We start from the raw sequence: 14727 nt of genomic DNA, 5'->3' as shown, positions 1-14727 counted from the left end.
CCTGGGGGCCTTTGTGTTGTTCGGCCGTTGCACGGAGTGCGTCCGCCGGTCACAGAGTGGTTGAGACCTCTTGTGGTCGTGTTCATGAACTCCCTAGCCTCCCGGTGTTGTGCACAGCGAAACCGTCATTGCGCATGCTGCAACGCCTCATCGGAGGAGTGCCATGAACACCCGGAAGCCAGCTGTCCGCGTCCTCGGGGCCACGGCCCTCGCGGCCGCCACCCTGATCGTCTCCGCCTGCGCCCCCCAGACCACCGGCGACTCCTCCTCCGACAAGGACGAGAAGACCGGCACCCTGCGGGTCTGGCTCTTCCAGGAGGTCGGCAACAAGCCCAAGGAGAAGGTCGTCGACGCGGTCGTCGCCGGCTTCGAGAAGGAGCACGAGGGCACGAAGGTCGACGTCGAGTACATTCCCGTCGAGACCCGCACCCAGCGCGTCAAGGCCGCCTTCAACGACCCCAAGTCCGCGCCGGACCTCATGGAGTACGGCAACACCGACACCGCCGGCTACGTGAAGGACGGCGGACTCCTCGACGTCAGCGAGGAGTTCGCCGCCTGGGACGAGGCGAAGGACACCGACCCCACCGCCCGGCAGTCCGTCACCGTGGACGGCAAGGTCTACGGGGCGCCCTTCTACGTCGGCGTCCGCGCCCTGTACTACCGCACCGACGTCTTCGACGAGCTCGGCCTGGAAGTGCCGAGGACCATGGACGAGTTGGCGTCCACCGCCCGCAGGATCCGCGCGGAGAAGCCCGAGTTGTACGGCCTGGTGGTCGGCGGCGCCTACACCTACGGCGCCATGCCGTTCGTCTGGGCCAACGGTGGGGAGCTCGCCGAGGGCAAGGGCGGCTCGTACGCCTCCGCGATCGACAGCGCCCAGGCCCAGAAGGGCATCAAGGCCTACACCTCCCTCTTCTCCGACGACAACTGTCCGGTCGCCAAGTGCGCCGGCATGGGCGGCAACGACACCGTCACCGCGTTCGCCGCGGGCAAGGCGGGCATGGCCATCGGCGGCGACTTCAGTCACGCCGCGGTCGAGGCCGGCAAGGTCAAGGGCAAGTACGGCGTCGTCCCCCTGCCCGGTGTGAAGGCCGGCACGGTCGCCCCCGCGTTCGCGGGCGGCAACAACATAGGCGTCCTGGAGAGCACGTCCCACCGCACGCTGGCCGTCGAGCTGATGGAGCGGCTGGCCGCGAAGGACACCCAGGAGTCGATGTTCGAGGCGATGGGATTCCTGCCGACCTTCGCCGACGTGCGCCGGCAGGCCGCGGCGAAGAAGCCGTACGTGAAGCCGTTCGTCGAGACGCTGGCCGCCGGGACCAAGTTCGTGCCCGCCTCGCCCGCCTGGGCCCAGATCGACTCGTCGCTGGTGCTGCCGACCATGTTCCAGGAGGTCGTCAGCGGCAAGAAGGACGTCGCCGGGGCCTCGCGCGACGCGGCGAAGAAGATGGACGCGGCGTTCGGCTCCGCCGGATGACAGCGCCCGCCCGGCCGCGGGCCCGCCGCCCGCGGAGCACGACACCCTGGCTCTACCTGGCACCCGCCCTCGTCGTCATCGGCGGACTGCTCGTCTACCCCGTCTACCAGCTCGGCCTGATCTCGTTCTTCGAGTACACCCAGGCCCAGGTCAGCGGCGGCGAGCCGACCACCTTCCAGGGGTTCGGGAACTACGCGGAGCTGTTCTCCGACGAGCAGTTCTGGCAGGTGCTGCTCGCCACCGTCGCCTTCGCGGCGGCCTGCGTCGTCTCGACGCTGGCCGCCGGCTGCGCGCTGGCCGTACTGCTCACCAGGGTGCGGGCCGTGCCGCGGCTGGCCCTGATGCTGGCCGCGCTCGGCGCCTGGGCCACCCCCGCCATCACCGGCTCCACCGTCTGGCTGTTCCTGTTCGACCCGGACTTCGGGCCGGTCAACCGCCTGCTCGGGCTCGGCGACCACTCGTGGACGTACGGGCGCCTCAGCGCCTTCCTCCTGGTCCTGCTCGAAGTGGTCTGGTGCTCCTTCCCGTTCGTGATGGTGACGGTCTACGCCGGTATCCGGGCCGTCCCCGCCGAGGTGCTGGAGGCGGCCTCCCTGGACGGCGCCTCGCAGTGGCGGATCTGGCGCTCGGTGCTCGCGCCGATGCTCCGGCCGATCCTCGTGGTCGTCACCATCCAGTCGGTGATCTGGGACTTCAAGGTCTTCACCCAGATCTACGTCATGACCAACGGCGGCGGTATCGCCGGCCAGAACCTCGTGCTGAACGTGTACGCCTACCAGAAGGCCTTCGCGTCCTCGCAGTACAGCCTGGGCTCGGCGATCGGCGTCGTGATGCTGCTGATCCTGCTGGCGGTCACGCTCGTGTACCTGCGGCTGCTGCGGCGGCAGGGAGAGGAACTGTGAGGCCGATGAACCTGACGCGCCTCGTACGGCGCCCCTGGCGGCTGCTCGCGGAGGCCACCGCGCTGCTGATCGCCGTGGTGGTCGCCTTCCCGCTGTACTGGATGGTGCTCGGCGCCTTCAAACCGGCCGGGGAGATCGAGTCCACCGAGCCGCGGCCGTGGACCCTGTCGCCCTCCCTGGATTCCTTCCGCAGGGTCTTCGAGCAGAACCAATTCGGCCGCTACTTCGTCAACAGTCTCGTCGTGGCGTGCACGGTCGTGGTCGTCTCCGCGCTCATCGCGTTTCTCGCCGTGACGGCGGTGACGCGATTCCGGTTCCGCTTCCGCACCACCCTGCTCATCATGTTTCTGGTGGCCCAGATGGTGCCCGTGGAGGCCCTGACGATTCCGCTGTTCTTCCTCATGCGGGACTTCGGACAGCTGAACACGCTCGGGTCGCTGATCCTGCCCCACATCGCCTTCTCGCTGCCCTTCGCGATCTGGATGCTGCGGGGGTTCGTGAAGGCCGTTCCGGAGGCCCTGGAGGAGGCCGCCTACATGGACGGCGCGAGCCGGTCGCGATTCCTGTGGCAGATTCTTTTCCCGCTCGTCTTCCCGGGCCTCGTGGCCACGAGCGTGTTTTCCTTCATCTCCGCCTGGAACGACTTCCTGTTCGCCAAGTCGTTCATCATCAGCGACACCTCCCAGTCGACCCTTCCGATGGCCCTGCTCGTCTTCTACAAGCCCGACGAGCCGGACTGGGGCGGCGTGATGGCGGCGTCCACGGTGATGACGATTCCGGTGCTGATCTTCTTCGTCCTCGTGCAGCGGCGACTCGTGTCGGGGCTGGGCGGGGCGGTCAAGGACTAGAGGTGACCGACGTGACTTCTGCTGGGCAACTGATTCCCGCGCCGCGCGCGACCGAGGGTCTGGGGGAGGGCACCCTCACGCTCGGCGCCGACACCACCCTGTGGGCGGCCGACGGCACCGGCACCACGGAACGCTGGCTGCGCGCCACCCTCGGCGCGGCGTTCGGCCTGCCGCTGCGACCTGGGCCGCAGGACGCGCCGGGCGCCGTCAGGCTGCTCCTGGACGACACCCTGGACGCGGAGGCGTACCGGCTCACCGCCGGCCCGGACGGCGGCGTCGAGATCCGCGGAGGCGCCGCCGCCGGCGTCTTCTGGGGCGCCCAGACCCTGCGTCAGCTCCTCGGCCCCGACGCGTTCCGCCGCGCCCCGGTCCGGCCCGGCACCCGTCCCGTCCTCGCGCACGGCACCGTCGAGGACGCCCCCCGGTTCCGCTGGCGCGGCCTCATGCTCGACGTGGCACGGCACTTCATGCCCAAGGACGGCGTCCTGCGCTACCTGGACCTGATGGCCGCCCACAAACTCAACGTCTTCCACTTCCATCTGACGGACGACCAGGGCTGGCGCGTCGAGATCAGGAAGTACCCCCGGCTCACCGGGACCGGCTCCTGGCGGGCGCGCACCAAATTCGGCCACCGCGCCTCCCCGCTCTGGGAGGAGAAGCCGCACGGTGGCTTCTACACCCAGGACGACATCCGCGAGATCGTGGCGTACGCCGCGCAGCGGCACATCACCGTCGTCCCGGAAATCGACGTGCCCGGCCACTCGCAGGCCGCGATCGCCGCGTACCCGGAACTCGGCAACACCGACGTCGTCGACACCACCACCCTGTCCGTCTGGGACTCCTGGGGCATCTCCCCGAACGTACTCGCCCCCACCGACACCACCCTGCGCTTCTACGAGGGGGTGTTCGAGGAAGTCCTGGAACTGTTCCCGGGCGAGTTCGTGCATGTCGGCGGTGACGAATGCCTCAAGGACCAGTGGCGGAGTTCACCCGCCGCGCAGGAACGCATCCGGGAACTCGGCCTGAAGGACGAGGACGGTCTCCAGGCGTGGTTCATCGGCCATTTCGACCGGTGGCTGTCCGCGCGCGGGCGCCGGCTCATCGGCTGGGACGAGATCCTGGAGGGCGGACTCGCGCCGGGCGCCGCCGTGTCGTCCTGGCGCGGCTACGCGGGCGGCGTCGCGGCGGCCCGCGCGGGCCACGACGTCGTCATGTGCCCCGAGCAGCAGGTGTACCTGGACCACCGGCAGGACGCGGGCGCCGACGAGCCGGTGCCGATCGGGTACGTGCGCACCCTGGAGGACGTCTACCGGTTCGAGCCCGTGCCCGGGGAGTTGACGCCGGAGGAGGCCCGGCACGTGCTCGGCACGCAGGCCAACGTCTGGACCGAGGTGATGGAGGACGCCGCGCGCGTCGACTACCAGGCGTTCCCGCGGCTCGCCGCCTTCGCCGAGGTCGCCTGGAGCGCCCTGCCCGCCCCGGCCGAGCGGGACTTCGCCGGCTTCGAGCGGCGGATGACGGCCCACTACGCGCGCCTGGACGCCCTCGGCGTCGCCTACCGGCCGCCGTCCGGACCGCGGCCCTGGCAGCGGCGCCCCGGGGTGCTCGGCCGTCCGATCGAGGGACCGCCCCCGAACAGATGAGGGAAAAACCGGCGCGGTGTCACCGAAGAGTGTCAATCGGTACTCATCGGTGATGCCGTCCCAAAACGGACCATCTCCCTGATGAGGTGGGCGAATGCCTCCTAGCGGACCCGTGTCCGCGTGCCCTGGGAAGATGTGCCAGAGTTGCCACGTCCGCCCTGTCAGCACGTACCGTACGGCAACACAGGTGGGACCAGGTGGGGCAGCGGGAAGGGGCAGCCGGTTTGACCACGCACGCACCGCAGGCGGCGCAGGCCGTCACGCTGCCCACGACACTGGACGAGGCCGTGGCGGCGCTCACCGCCATGCCCGCCGCCGTACCCGTCGCGGGCGGCACCGACCTCATGGCCGCCGTCAACTCCGGACAGCTGCGGCCCGCCGCCCTCGTCGGCCTCGGCAAGATCAGCGAGATCCGCGGCTGGCAGTACCAGGACGGCCACGCCCTGCTCGGCGCCGGGCTCACCCACGCGCGTATGGGCCGCCCCGACTTCGCCGCCCTGATCCCGGCGCTCGCGGCCGCCGCGCGCGCCGCGGGCCCGCCGCAGATCCGCAACGCCGGCACCCTCGGCGGCAACGTGGCCTCCGCGTCCCACACCGGTGACGCGCTGCCGGTCCTCGCCGCCCTGGAGGCGACCCTGATCGTCGCGGGCCCGGGCGGGGCCCGCCGCGAGGTCCCCGTGTCGCACCTGCTGGCGGGCGTGGACACGCTGCGCGCCGGTGAACTCATCGGCTACGTGCGCGTGCCGCTGCTGCACGCCCCGCAGGTTTTCCTCAAGGCCACCGGCCGCACCGGCCCCGGGCGGGCCCTCGCGTCCGTCGCGGTCGTCCTCGACCCGGCCCGGCGCGGCATCCGCTGCGCGGTCGGCGCCATAGCGCCGATGCCGCTGCGGCCCCTGGAGGCCGAGCAGTGGGTCGCCCAGCTGATCGACTGGGACAACAGCCGCGCGATCGTCCCCGAGGCCCTGCAGGCCTTCGGCGAGTACGTCGCCGCCGCCTGCATCCCCGACCCGGCCCCGGCCGAGGACGGGACCGTGGCCCAGCATCCGCCCGCCGTTCTGCACCTGCGGCGCACGGTCGCCGCGCTGGCCCGACGAGCACTGGGGAGGGCGCTGTCGTGACCGACGACCGGCACGGAGAGGGCGCGCCCCGCGGCAACGGCCGCTGGGACCCGCTGCCCCAGGGCGAGTACGACGACGGCGCCACGGCCTTCGTCGAGCTGCCCGAGGGCGGCATCGACGCCCTCCTGGCCTCCTCGGACAGCCCGCTCGCCGCACCCGGCCAGGGGTACGTGCCGCCGCGGATCACCGCCGCGCCCGGCAGCACCGACCCGGCCGCCGCCGGCTGGCCCGCCGCCGGCACGCCCGGCGAGGGCGCCGGATGGCCCGGCACCGACGCGGCCGCCCCCCAGGACAGCGGCGACCGGTTCACGTACGACCCCGCGGCCACCCAGCAGTGGAACCTCCCGGACGCCCAGAGCCGGCCGCCCGGGCAGGACGTCACCGGGCAGGACGTCACCGGGCAGTGGTCGATCCCGCTCGCCGGAGGGGACCTTCCGGACGAGTCGGGCGAGTTCACCACCTCCTCCCTCGTCGAGCAGTGGGGCGGCGGAGCCCCGGCCACGCTGCCGGGCGGTGCCGCCGCCCCGTGGGCGCCCCTGCAGCCCGAGCAGCCCTGGGAGCAGCCCGCAGCGGCACCCGGCGCGCCCATGGCGGACGGCCCGCACGACGCCCGTGCCGAGCGGCCCGGCGCCCACGGTCCCGGTCACGACCAGCCTCCGGGGGCGCACGCCGCCGAGGAGGCCGCCGAGAACGCCGCACAGGCCGCCCAGGCCGCCCGTGAGGCGGGCGAGGCAGCGGCGGCAGCCGAGGACGCCCGGGACGCCACGGAGGCCGCCCAGAGCCCCGCGGAGCCCTCCGCCGACCCCGCCGAGGGCGACGCCGACGGCGCCCGCGCCGAGGAGTCCGGCGAGACGCCCCCGCCCCCCGGCGAGGAACACCCCCTCGCCTCCTACGTCCTGCGCGTCAACGGCGCCGACCGGCCCGTCTCCGACGCCTGGATCGGCGAGTCGCTGCTGTACGTGCTGCGCGAGCGCCTCGGCCTCGCGGGCGCCAAGGACGGCTGCTCGCAGGGCGAGTGCGGTGCCTGCAACGTCCAGGTCGACGGCCGGCTCGTCGCGTCCTGCCTGGTGCCGGCCGTGACCGCCGCCGGCAGCGAGGTGCGCACCGTCGAAGGGCTCGCCGCGGACGGGCACCCCTCCGACGTGCAGCGCGCCCTCGCCCGCTGCGGCGCCGTGCAGTGCGGCTTCTGCGTGCCGGGCATGGCGATGACCGTGCACGACCTGCTGGAGGGCAACCCGGCCCCGAGCGAGCTGGAGACCCGCCAGGCCCTGTGCGGCAACCTCTGCCGCTGCTCCGGCTACCGGGGCGTCGTCCGGGCCGTCCAGGAGGTCGTCGCGGAACGCGCGGCCCACGCGGCGGAGGCCCCCGAGGGCGACGAGGGCGAGCCGCGCATCCCGCACCAGGCGGGCCCGGGGGCCGGCGGCGTCCACGCCTCGGCGTTCGAGGCGCCCGGCGCCATGGGACCGCATGACCCGTACGGCCAGGACGGAGGCCAGGCGTGAGCAACGAAGCCGCCACCGCGACCACCGCAGCGGAGGCAGCCCCCGCCCCCGAGCAGGTCCCGCACGGCCTCGGCGCCTCCCTGCCGGCCGCCGACGCCCGCGCCAAGACCGAGGGCACCTTCCCCTACGCGGCCGACCTGTGGGCCGAGGGCCTGCTGTGGGCGGCCGTCCTGCGCTCACCGCACCCGCACGCGCGCATCACGTCCATCGACACCTCCCACGCGCGGGAGATGCCCGGCGTCCGCGCCGTCGTCACCCACGAGGACGTCCCCGGCACCCCGATGCTCGGCCGCGGCCGGGCCGACCGGCCCGTCTTCGCCTCCGACGTCGTGCGCCACCACGGCGAGCCCATCGCCGCCGTCGCCGCCGACCACCCCGACACCGCGCGCCTCGCCGCCGCCGCCGTCATCGTCGAGTACGAGGTGCTCGACCCGGTGACCGACCCCGAGCAGGCCTTCGAGGCCGAGCCGTTGCACCCCGACGGCAACCTGATCCGGCACATCCCGCTGCGCCATGGAGACCCCGACGCGGCCGGCGACGTCGTCGTCGAGGGCCTGTACCGCATCGGCCGCCAGGACCCGGCCCCCATCGGCGCCGAGGCCGGACTCGCCGTCCCGCGCCCCGACGGAGGCGTGGAGCTCTACCTCGCCTCGACCGACCCGCACAGCGACCGCGACCGCGCCGCCGCCTGCTTCGGCCTGGAGCCCGAGCGTGTCAAGGTCGTCGTCACCGGCGTGCCCGGCGCCACCGCCGACCGCGAGGACCAGGGGTTCCAGCTGCCCCTCGGACTGCTCGCGCTCAAGACCGGCTGCCCGGTGAAGCTCACGGCCACCCGCGAGGAGTCCTTCCTCGGCCACATCCACCGGCACCCCACCCTGCTGCGCTACCGCCACCACGCGGACGCCGAGGGCAAGCTGGTCAAGGTCGAGGCGCAGATCCTGCTGGACGCCGGCGCCTACGCCGACACCTCCTCCGAGGCGCTGGCCGCCGCGGTCTCCTTCGCCTGCGGCCCGTACGTCGTCCCGAACGCCTTCATCGAGGGCTGGGCCGTACGCACCAACAACCCGCCCTCCGGCCATGTGCGCGGCGAGGGCGCCATGCAGGTGTGCGCCGCGTACGAGGCGCAGATGGACAAGCTGGCCAAGAAGCTCGGCGTGGACCCGGCCGAACTGCGCCTGCGCAACGCGCTCGCCACCGGCGACGTCCTGCCGACCGGCCAGTCCGTCACCTGCCCGGCGCCGGTCGCCGAACTGCTCCAGGCCGTACGGGACCATCCGCTGCCGCCGCTGCCCAAGGACACCCCCGAGGAGGAGTGGCTGCTGCCCGGCGGCCCCGAGGGCGCGGGCGAACCGGGCGCCGTGCGCCGCGGCGTGGGCTACGGCCTCGGCATGGTGCACATGCTCGGCGCCGAGGGCGCCGACGAGGTGTCCACGGCCACCGTGAAGGTCCACGACGGCGTCGCGACGGTGCTGTGCGCCGCCGTCGAGACCGGCCAGGGCTTCACCACGCTCGCCCGGCAGATCGTCCAGGAGACGCTGGGCGTCGACGAGGTGCACGTGGCACCGGTCGACACCGACCAGCCCCCGGCCGGCGCGGGCTGCCGCGGCCGGCACACCTGGGTCTCCGGCGGCGCCGTCGAGCGGGCCGCCAAGATGGTCCGCACCCAGCTCCTGCAGCCCCTGGCGCACAAGTTCGGCATGTCCACCGAGCTGCTCCAGATCACCGACGGCAAGATCACCTCGTACGACGGCGTCCTGTCGACCACCGTCACCGAGGCGCTGGAGGGCAAGGAACTGTGGGCCACGGCCCAGTGCCGCCCCCACCCGACCGAGCCGCTGGACGGCGCCGGCCAGGGCGACGCGTTCGTGGGCCTGTCCTTCTGCGCGATCCGCGCGGTCGTCGACGTCGACATCGAGCTCGGCTCGGTGCGCGTGGTCGAGCTGGCCCTCGCCCAGGACGTCGGCCGGATCCTCAACCCCGCCCAGCTGGAGGCGCGGATCGAGGCGGGCGTGACGCAGGGCGTGGGCATAGCGCTCACGGAGAACCTGCGCTCCGCGCGCGGACTGATCCGCCACCCCGACCTGACCGGCTACGCGCTGCCCACCGCGCTGGACGCCCCCGACATCCAGATCGTGAAACTGGTCGAGGAGCGGGACGTCGTCGCGCCGTTCGGCGCGAAGGCGGTGAGCGCCGTGCCGGTGGTGACGTCGCCCGCGGCCGTCGCCTCGGCCGTGCGCGCCGCGACCGGCCGCCCGGTCAACCGTCTGCCGATCCGCCCCCAGGCCGCGGTCGTCCACACCCAGTGACCGGACCCGGTGGACGTGCCGCCGGGCCCGATCTCCCGCGGAAAACGGCGCGTTGTGGGAACGTACCCGGGGTGCTCGGGCGTCTACTGAGGTGAAGCGCTCTCCGTGGCCGTGCCGGGCCCGGTGCGATGTCAGTGGTGGCGCGTAGTGTTCTGGGCAGTGGGGACGACGGCCGGATGCGGTGACCGGCCGGACAGGCGTGTCGTGCCCAGGGGCGGTGAGCAAGCGCATGCGGGGGAGCCATGAGCACGACGATCACGACCCAGGCGGGTGACCGGACGATCATCCTGTCCGAGCCCGAGCTCGATCCGTACGTCACCCACGCGTCCACGCGGCGCTGGCTGACCGGCCCCGGACTCCCCGGCGGCAACTCGGTGCTGAGCTTCGCCGAGCTGTCCCGTGCCGGCCTGCGCACGGTCGCCGACTCCACCGGGGACGCGGGCCGGCTCACGGCCGAGCTGCGCGACCAGCTGGTGATAGGCGGACTGCTCGGCCCCGGCGGCCGCGAGACCGAGTCCGTACTCCTCGACGGCGCGACCGGCGAGGTCTCCACGACCCATCTGCTGCACGACCGGCCCGAGCTGATGGACCGCCGCGCCCTGGCGCCCTCCCTGCGCACCCTGGTCCGCTTCGCCGAGGCCACGGACGAACTCGCGGGTCTGCGCGGCCAGTTCGCCTCGTACGCCGGGCGGTACGGCACCAAGGCGGTCGCGGAGGCGTCCCGGCATCTGCTGTCGGTGTTCGAGGAGGGCACGGACGGCGAGCCCGCCCCGTTCTGGAAGATGGCGGCGCTGATCCGGCCGCTCGCGCTCGTCGCGGGCCGCGCCGGGCAGTCCGGGCTGGCCCTGGACCTGCCGGCGCGGCTGCTGGACGAGGAGTTCGGCCGGCGCGCGGTGGTCCGCTTCGAGGAGGTCGACTTCCCGTCCGCCCTCGGCCACGAGCCCACCCGCCGCTTCCTGCGCGAAGTGGGCCTGCCGGAGGGCGGTTTCCTGTTCACCCTGGACACCGACGCGCCGCTGGCCACCCTGGACGAGTACGACACCGACCGCGAGACCCCGGCCGAACTGCCGCCCCTCGCCGCGTCCTTGATCCGCCTCGGCGACCTCGCGGAGGACGGCAGCCTCGTCCTCGACGGCGTGACCGGTGCCGTCCTGCACTGGAGCGAGCGCGAGGGACGCCTGTACCCGCTGAACACGGACGTCTCCACGCTCGCCTTCACCCTCTGGCTGCTGCACCGCGAGCGGGCGATCGACGCGGAGTCCCACCACGAGCTGACGACCGCCACCTACGACCAGCTGGCGATGACGATGCTCCAGGTCCTCTCCACGGTCGACCCGACGGGCACGGCGACGGACGGCGCGGCCCGCCACTACTGGACTGAGGCCTTCCAGGACGAGACGGTCGGCGTACTGGAGTCCTGCGCCCGCTGAACCGACCGGGGACCGCTCCTGGGACCGCCGGCCCCAGGAGCGGGTGTGCCCGTCAGCTGGACCGGGCGGCGCGCCGCCGGCGGACGGCCAGGAAGAGGCCGGCGCCCAGGGCCGAGGCGGCGGCAGCGGCGCCCGCGATCAGCGGGGTGCCGTCCGAGCCGGTGCTCGCGAGGTTGCCATCGACGGAACCGGTGGTGGAGCCAACCGCCGAGCCACTGCCTGCCCCACCGGAGCTCCCGGAGCCACCGGTGGTCTGGCCGGACGGGTCGTTGCCGCCGCCGGTGGAGCCGCCGTCCGCCGAGCCACCCCCGGTGGCGGACGAGCCGGAGGGCGTCGGCTCGGGCTCGTAGTCCGTCGGGATGGCGACGCGGATGACGTCCTTGTCGTTGGCGGGGTTCTTGTCGAAGGCGGGGTGGATGTCGTACACCGACGTCGCCTTCACCTCACCGGTCGTCGTCTCGGTGTCCTTGCCGATCTCCAGCATGATCGTGAACAGCGCCTCCTCACCGACGTCGAGCGTGTTGTCGTCCGGCGTGCAGACGTACGTCGACTTGCCCGGCGTCCCGCCCGGCGCGTTCGGTCCGTCGATGCCGAACGGCGCGCACTGCTTCGGCGCCATCGAGGCGGTGGTGCCCTTCGGGATGCGGACCATCAGCGCCGGCTGGTCGTCGCTCTCCTGGTTCCGGATCCAGCCGGGCCCGTCGTTGCGCAGCCGCACGGTGATCGACTGCCGGTCACCGGCCAGGGCCTCGGTGTCCTCCCCGACGGCCGCCAGGTCGGCCGAACTGTCCGCCGTCAGCGCGAGCCGACGGTGGCTGTCGCCGTACCCCTCGCCCGGGGCCTCACCGGTGGCCCCGGTGCCGTACTCGACGGCCTCCATCAGGGCGTTGGGCAGCGCCTTGAACCGCACGGGTGTCTCGATGGAGGCGCCCGGCTCGATGACCTCGTCGATCTCGCACAGCGCCTGGCGGACCTGGTCCTCGACGGTCGAGTAGGTGCACCCCGGCACCTGCGACGGGAAGTCCAGCCCACGGGTCAGCCGGACCCGGAAGGTGAGCCCGTCCGCGGCGGCGGTGCCCTTGTTGGTGACGACGACGTTCTCGTCGTACACCTCGCCCGGCTTCGGAGACGTCTTCGGCAGCTCCGATATCACCAGGTCCGCCGCACCCTCCTCCGCGTACGCCGAGGGAGCGGCGAGCGCGGGAACGGCGGCGGCGATCGCGGCGGCGGCCACGAGGGCGGCCGAGGTACGAAGGTGCGAGGTGCGGATGCGCTGGCGCACGGGTGGGTCTCCTCGGTGGACAGGAAGCACGGCGGCCGAGGCCAGAACCCCGACACCAGGAGGACCCCCGGCGGTGGCGGAGGGTTGTGCTCCTGTGTGCGGAGGGACGGGGGAGGAGTTGTGGGGCGAGGAGGCACCGGTGCGGAAACGGGCGGCACCTCAGAGGTGCCGCCCCATGCCTCGCCTGGTCGTGCCTCGCCTGGTCGTGCTCCGGAGGCCGTGGCGGGAATCGAACCCGCGTAACTCGCTTTGCAGGCGAGTCCCTGAACCACTCGGGCACACGGCCGTTCGCAGGTCCGGTGGGCCGGGCCTGGTCGGTGGTTCGACCGTACGGGCCGGGTGGGACGCGGCTCAAGGGAAACGGGCGGGGTGCAATGTGACTGCCATGCCGCGTTCATGAATGGCGGGGAGTGGCGGTCGTACGACCAAGGTCCCAGAGGAGGTGAGGCCCCCGACAGGGGTCAATGTCAGTCACGGCCCTTACTCTGGCGACCATGACTGCCCTCGAGCCGCGCGACACCGATGTCGCCAAGACGTCCGCCGTCCCCTCCGCCGCCGCGCCGGAGGAGACCGTGCTGGGGCGGTCGTACCGGGCCCTGAGCATCGGGATCGTCTCCGTCGTGCTCCTCATCGCCTTCGAGGCGACCGCCGTCGGCACGGCGATGCCGGTCGCCGCGCGCGAGCTGGACGGGGTGTCGCTGTACGCCTTCGCGTTCTCCGGGTACTTCACCACCAGCCTGTTCGGCATGGTGCTGTCGGGCCAGTGGTCCGACCGGCGCGGGCCGCTCGCGCCGCTGACCTGCGGAATCGCCGCGTTCGGGGCGGGGCTCCTGCTATCCGGCACCGCGGGCGCCATGTGGCTGTTCATCCTCGGCCGGGCCGTCCAGGGGTTCGGCGGCGGACTCGTCATCGTCGCCCTGTACGTCGTCGTCGGCCGCGCCTACCCCGAACGGCTGCGCCCGGCGATCATGGCGGCGTTCGCCGCGAGCTGGGTCGTGCCGTCGATCGTGGGCCCGCTGGCCTCCGGCGCGGTCACCGAGCACCTGGGCTGGCGGTGGGTGTTCGTCGGCATCCCCGTGCTGGTGCTCCTCCCGCTGGCCCTCGCCCTGCCGCAGATACGCCGCCGCGCCGCCGGACCCGTGCCGGGTGCCGGGGCCGACGCCTCCTTCGACCGGCGCCGCATCCGGCTCGCCCTCGCGATCTCCTTCGGCGCCGGGCTGCTGCAGTACGCCGCCCAGGACCTCAGGTGGATCTCCCTCGTCCCCGGCGCCCTGGGCGCCGCGCTCCTCGTGCCGGCCGCGCTCGGACTGCTCCCGCGCGGCACCTACCGGGCGGCGCGGGGCCTGCCGTCCGTGGTCCTGCTGCGCGGCGTGGCCGCCGGGTCCTTCATCGCGGCCGAGTCCTTCGTGCCGCTGATGCTGGTCACCCAGCGGGGTCTGTCGCCGACGCTCGCCGGCTTCTCGCTCGCGGCCGGCGGGGTCACCTGGGCGCTGGGTTCCTGGGTGCAGTCCCGGCCGCGCGTGGAGCCGTACCGGGAGCGGCTGGCGACCGCCGGGATGGTGCTGGTCGCCGCGGCCGTGGCGGCGGCGCCGAGCGTGCTCATCCAGTCCGTGCCCGCCTGGACGCTCGCCGTGGCCTGGGCCTTCGGCTGCTTCGGCATGGGCCTGGTGATCTCCTCCACCAGCGTGCTGCTGCTCAAGCTCTCCGCCCCCGAGGAGGCCGGTACCAACTCCGCCGCCCTCCAGATCTCCGACGCCCTGTCGAACGTCGTCCTGCTGGCGGCGGGCGGCGCCGCGTTCGCCGCGCTGGGCGGTGGCGCGCTGAGCCACGCCCCGCTCGACACGTCCGGCGCCGGTTCGCACCCGGCGGCCTTCGCTGCGGTGTTCCTGCCGATGGCGGCGGTCGCCCTGGTGGGCGCCTGGGTGACCACCCGGCTCCGGGAGAACTGAGCCCGACTCCTGGGTGACCACCCGGCTCCGGGAGAACTGAGCGGGGCGGGGTGGTGACCACCCCGGCTCCGGGAGCACTGAGCCGGGCGGATGGGTGACCACCCGGCTCCGGGAGCGCTGAACCCACCCCCCGTGGGCCTTTCCCGTTGTGACGTCAGTCCCACCCGCGTGTGACCCGGCCCCGTCCGAGTCGGGCCGGTGCCGGGCCGCCGGTAGGGTGGCCCGGTTGTCATACGCAGGCCCAGCCGCCCGCCCAGCGGATCGGCGTGG

10 protein-coding genes and 1 tRNA gene are annotated in these 14727 nt (G+C 73.3%); 9 read left to right on the top strand and 2 right to left on the bottom strand.

Features of this window, described 5'->3' with window-relative positions; genetic code table 11:
• Window positions 1-163 precede the first annotated feature (163 nt).
• From ADL34_RS04795 to ADL34_RS04760, 8 genes are all read left to right on the top strand, one after another.
• A complete protein-coding gene (locus tag ADL34_RS04795; RefSeq protein WP_062665255.1) occupies window positions 164-1477 on the top strand; it encodes an extracellular solute-binding protein in 1314 nt (437 codons plus the stop codon).
• The gene (locus ADL34_RS04790; protein ID WP_062665254.1) at window positions 1474-2379 is read left to right on the top strand and encodes a carbohydrate ABC transporter permease; all 906 of its coding nucleotides are present in this window, start codon (window positions 1474-1476) and stop codon (window positions 2377-2379) included. Before ADL34_RS04795 ends, ADL34_RS04790 begins: the two co-directional genes overlap by 4 nt.
• Before the next feature lie 5 nt (window positions 2380-2384).
• The gene (locus ADL34_RS04785; RefSeq protein ID WP_062665252.1) at window positions 2385-3227 is read left to right on the top strand and encodes a carbohydrate ABC transporter permease; all 843 of its coding nucleotides are present in this window, start codon (window positions 2385-2387) and stop codon (window positions 3225-3227) included.
• Between the two features lie 11 nt (window positions 3228-3238).
• Window positions 3239-4870, top strand: a complete 1632-nt coding sequence (locus ADL34_RS04780; RefSeq protein ID WP_062665302.1) for a beta-N-acetylhexosaminidase — start codon at window positions 3239-3241, stop codon at window positions 4868-4870.
• A gap of 224 nt (window positions 4871-5094) precedes the next feature.
• Window positions 5095-5988, top strand: a complete 894-nt coding sequence (locus tag ADL34_RS04775; protein ID WP_062665250.1) for an FAD binding domain-containing protein — start codon at window positions 5095-5097, stop codon at window positions 5986-5988.
• Window positions 5985-7490, top strand: coding sequence for a 2Fe-2S iron-sulfur cluster-binding protein (locus ADL34_RS04770; protein WP_062665249.1), 1506 nt, complete (start codon window positions 5985-5987; stop codon window positions 7488-7490). The genes ADL34_RS04775 and ADL34_RS04770 overlap by 4 nt, the downstream gene beginning before the upstream one ends.
• A complete protein-coding gene (locus ADL34_RS04765) occupies window positions 7487-9796 on the top strand; it encodes a xanthine dehydrogenase family protein molybdopterin-binding subunit (protein WP_062665247.1) in 2310 nt (769 codons plus the stop codon). The genes ADL34_RS04770 and ADL34_RS04765 overlap by 4 nt, the downstream gene beginning before the upstream one ends.
• Window positions 9797-10038: 242 nt before the next feature.
• Window positions 10039-11226 carry an SUKH-4 family immunity protein gene (locus ADL34_RS04760; protein ID WP_062665245.1) on the top strand — a complete coding sequence of 396 codons (1188 nt, stop codon included), beginning with the start codon at window positions 10039-10041 and terminating at the stop codon, window positions 11224-11226.
• Window positions 11227-11278: 52 nt separating this feature from the next.
• Here ADL34_RS04760 and ADL34_RS04755 read toward each other — a convergent pair whose 3' ends face one another.
• The gene (locus ADL34_RS04755) at window positions 11279-12508 is read right to left on the bottom strand and encodes an LPXTG cell wall anchor domain-containing protein (protein WP_062665244.1); all 1230 of its coding nucleotides are present in this window, start codon (window positions 12506-12508) and stop codon (window positions 11279-11281) included.
• 214 nt (window positions 12509-12722) lie between these two features.
• Window positions 12723-12794, bottom strand: a tRNA-Cys gene (locus ADL34_RS04750).
• Window positions 12795-13002: 208 nt separating this feature from the next.
• Between ADL34_RS04750 and ADL34_RS04745 the strand changes: the two genes are divergently transcribed.
• The gene (locus tag ADL34_RS04745) at window positions 13003-14457 is read left to right on the top strand and encodes an MFS transporter (RefSeq protein ID WP_062665243.1); all 1455 of its coding nucleotides are present in this window, start codon (window positions 13003-13005) and stop codon (window positions 14455-14457) included.
• The last annotated feature ends 270 nt before the right edge of the window (window positions 14458-14727 follow it).

Origin of the sequence: Streptomyces sp. NRRL WC-3605, from assembly GCF_001509795.1 — a bacterium.
In the GTDB taxonomy this organism is placed as follows: domain Bacteria; phylum Actinomycetota; class Actinomycetes; order Streptomycetales; family Streptomycetaceae; genus Streptomyces; species Streptomyces viridochromogenes.
This window is presented reverse-complemented; position numbering and strand designations above follow the sequence as displayed.

Excerpts from the sequence above, each read along its gene's own strand:
- ADL34_RS04795 (WP_062665255.1), top strand. The coding sequence starts at position 164 with ATGAACACCCGGAAGCCAGCTGTCCGCGTCCTCGGGGCCACGGCCCTC.
- ADL34_RS04790 (WP_062665254.1), top strand. The coding sequence starts at position 1,474 with ATGACAGCGCCCGCCCGGCCGCGGGCCCGCCGCCCGCGGAGCACGACA.
- ADL34_RS04785 (WP_062665252.1), top strand. The coding sequence starts at position 2,385 with ATGAACCTGACGCGCCTCGTACGGCGCCCCTGGCGGCTGCTCGCGGAG.
- ADL34_RS04760 (WP_062665245.1), top strand. The coding sequence starts at position 10,039 with ATGAGCACGACGATCACGACCCAGGCGGGTGACCGGACGATCATCCTG.
- ADL34_RS04745 (WP_062665243.1), top strand. The coding sequence starts at position 13,003 with ATGACTGCCCTCGAGCCGCGCGACACCGATGTCGCCAAGACGTCCGCC.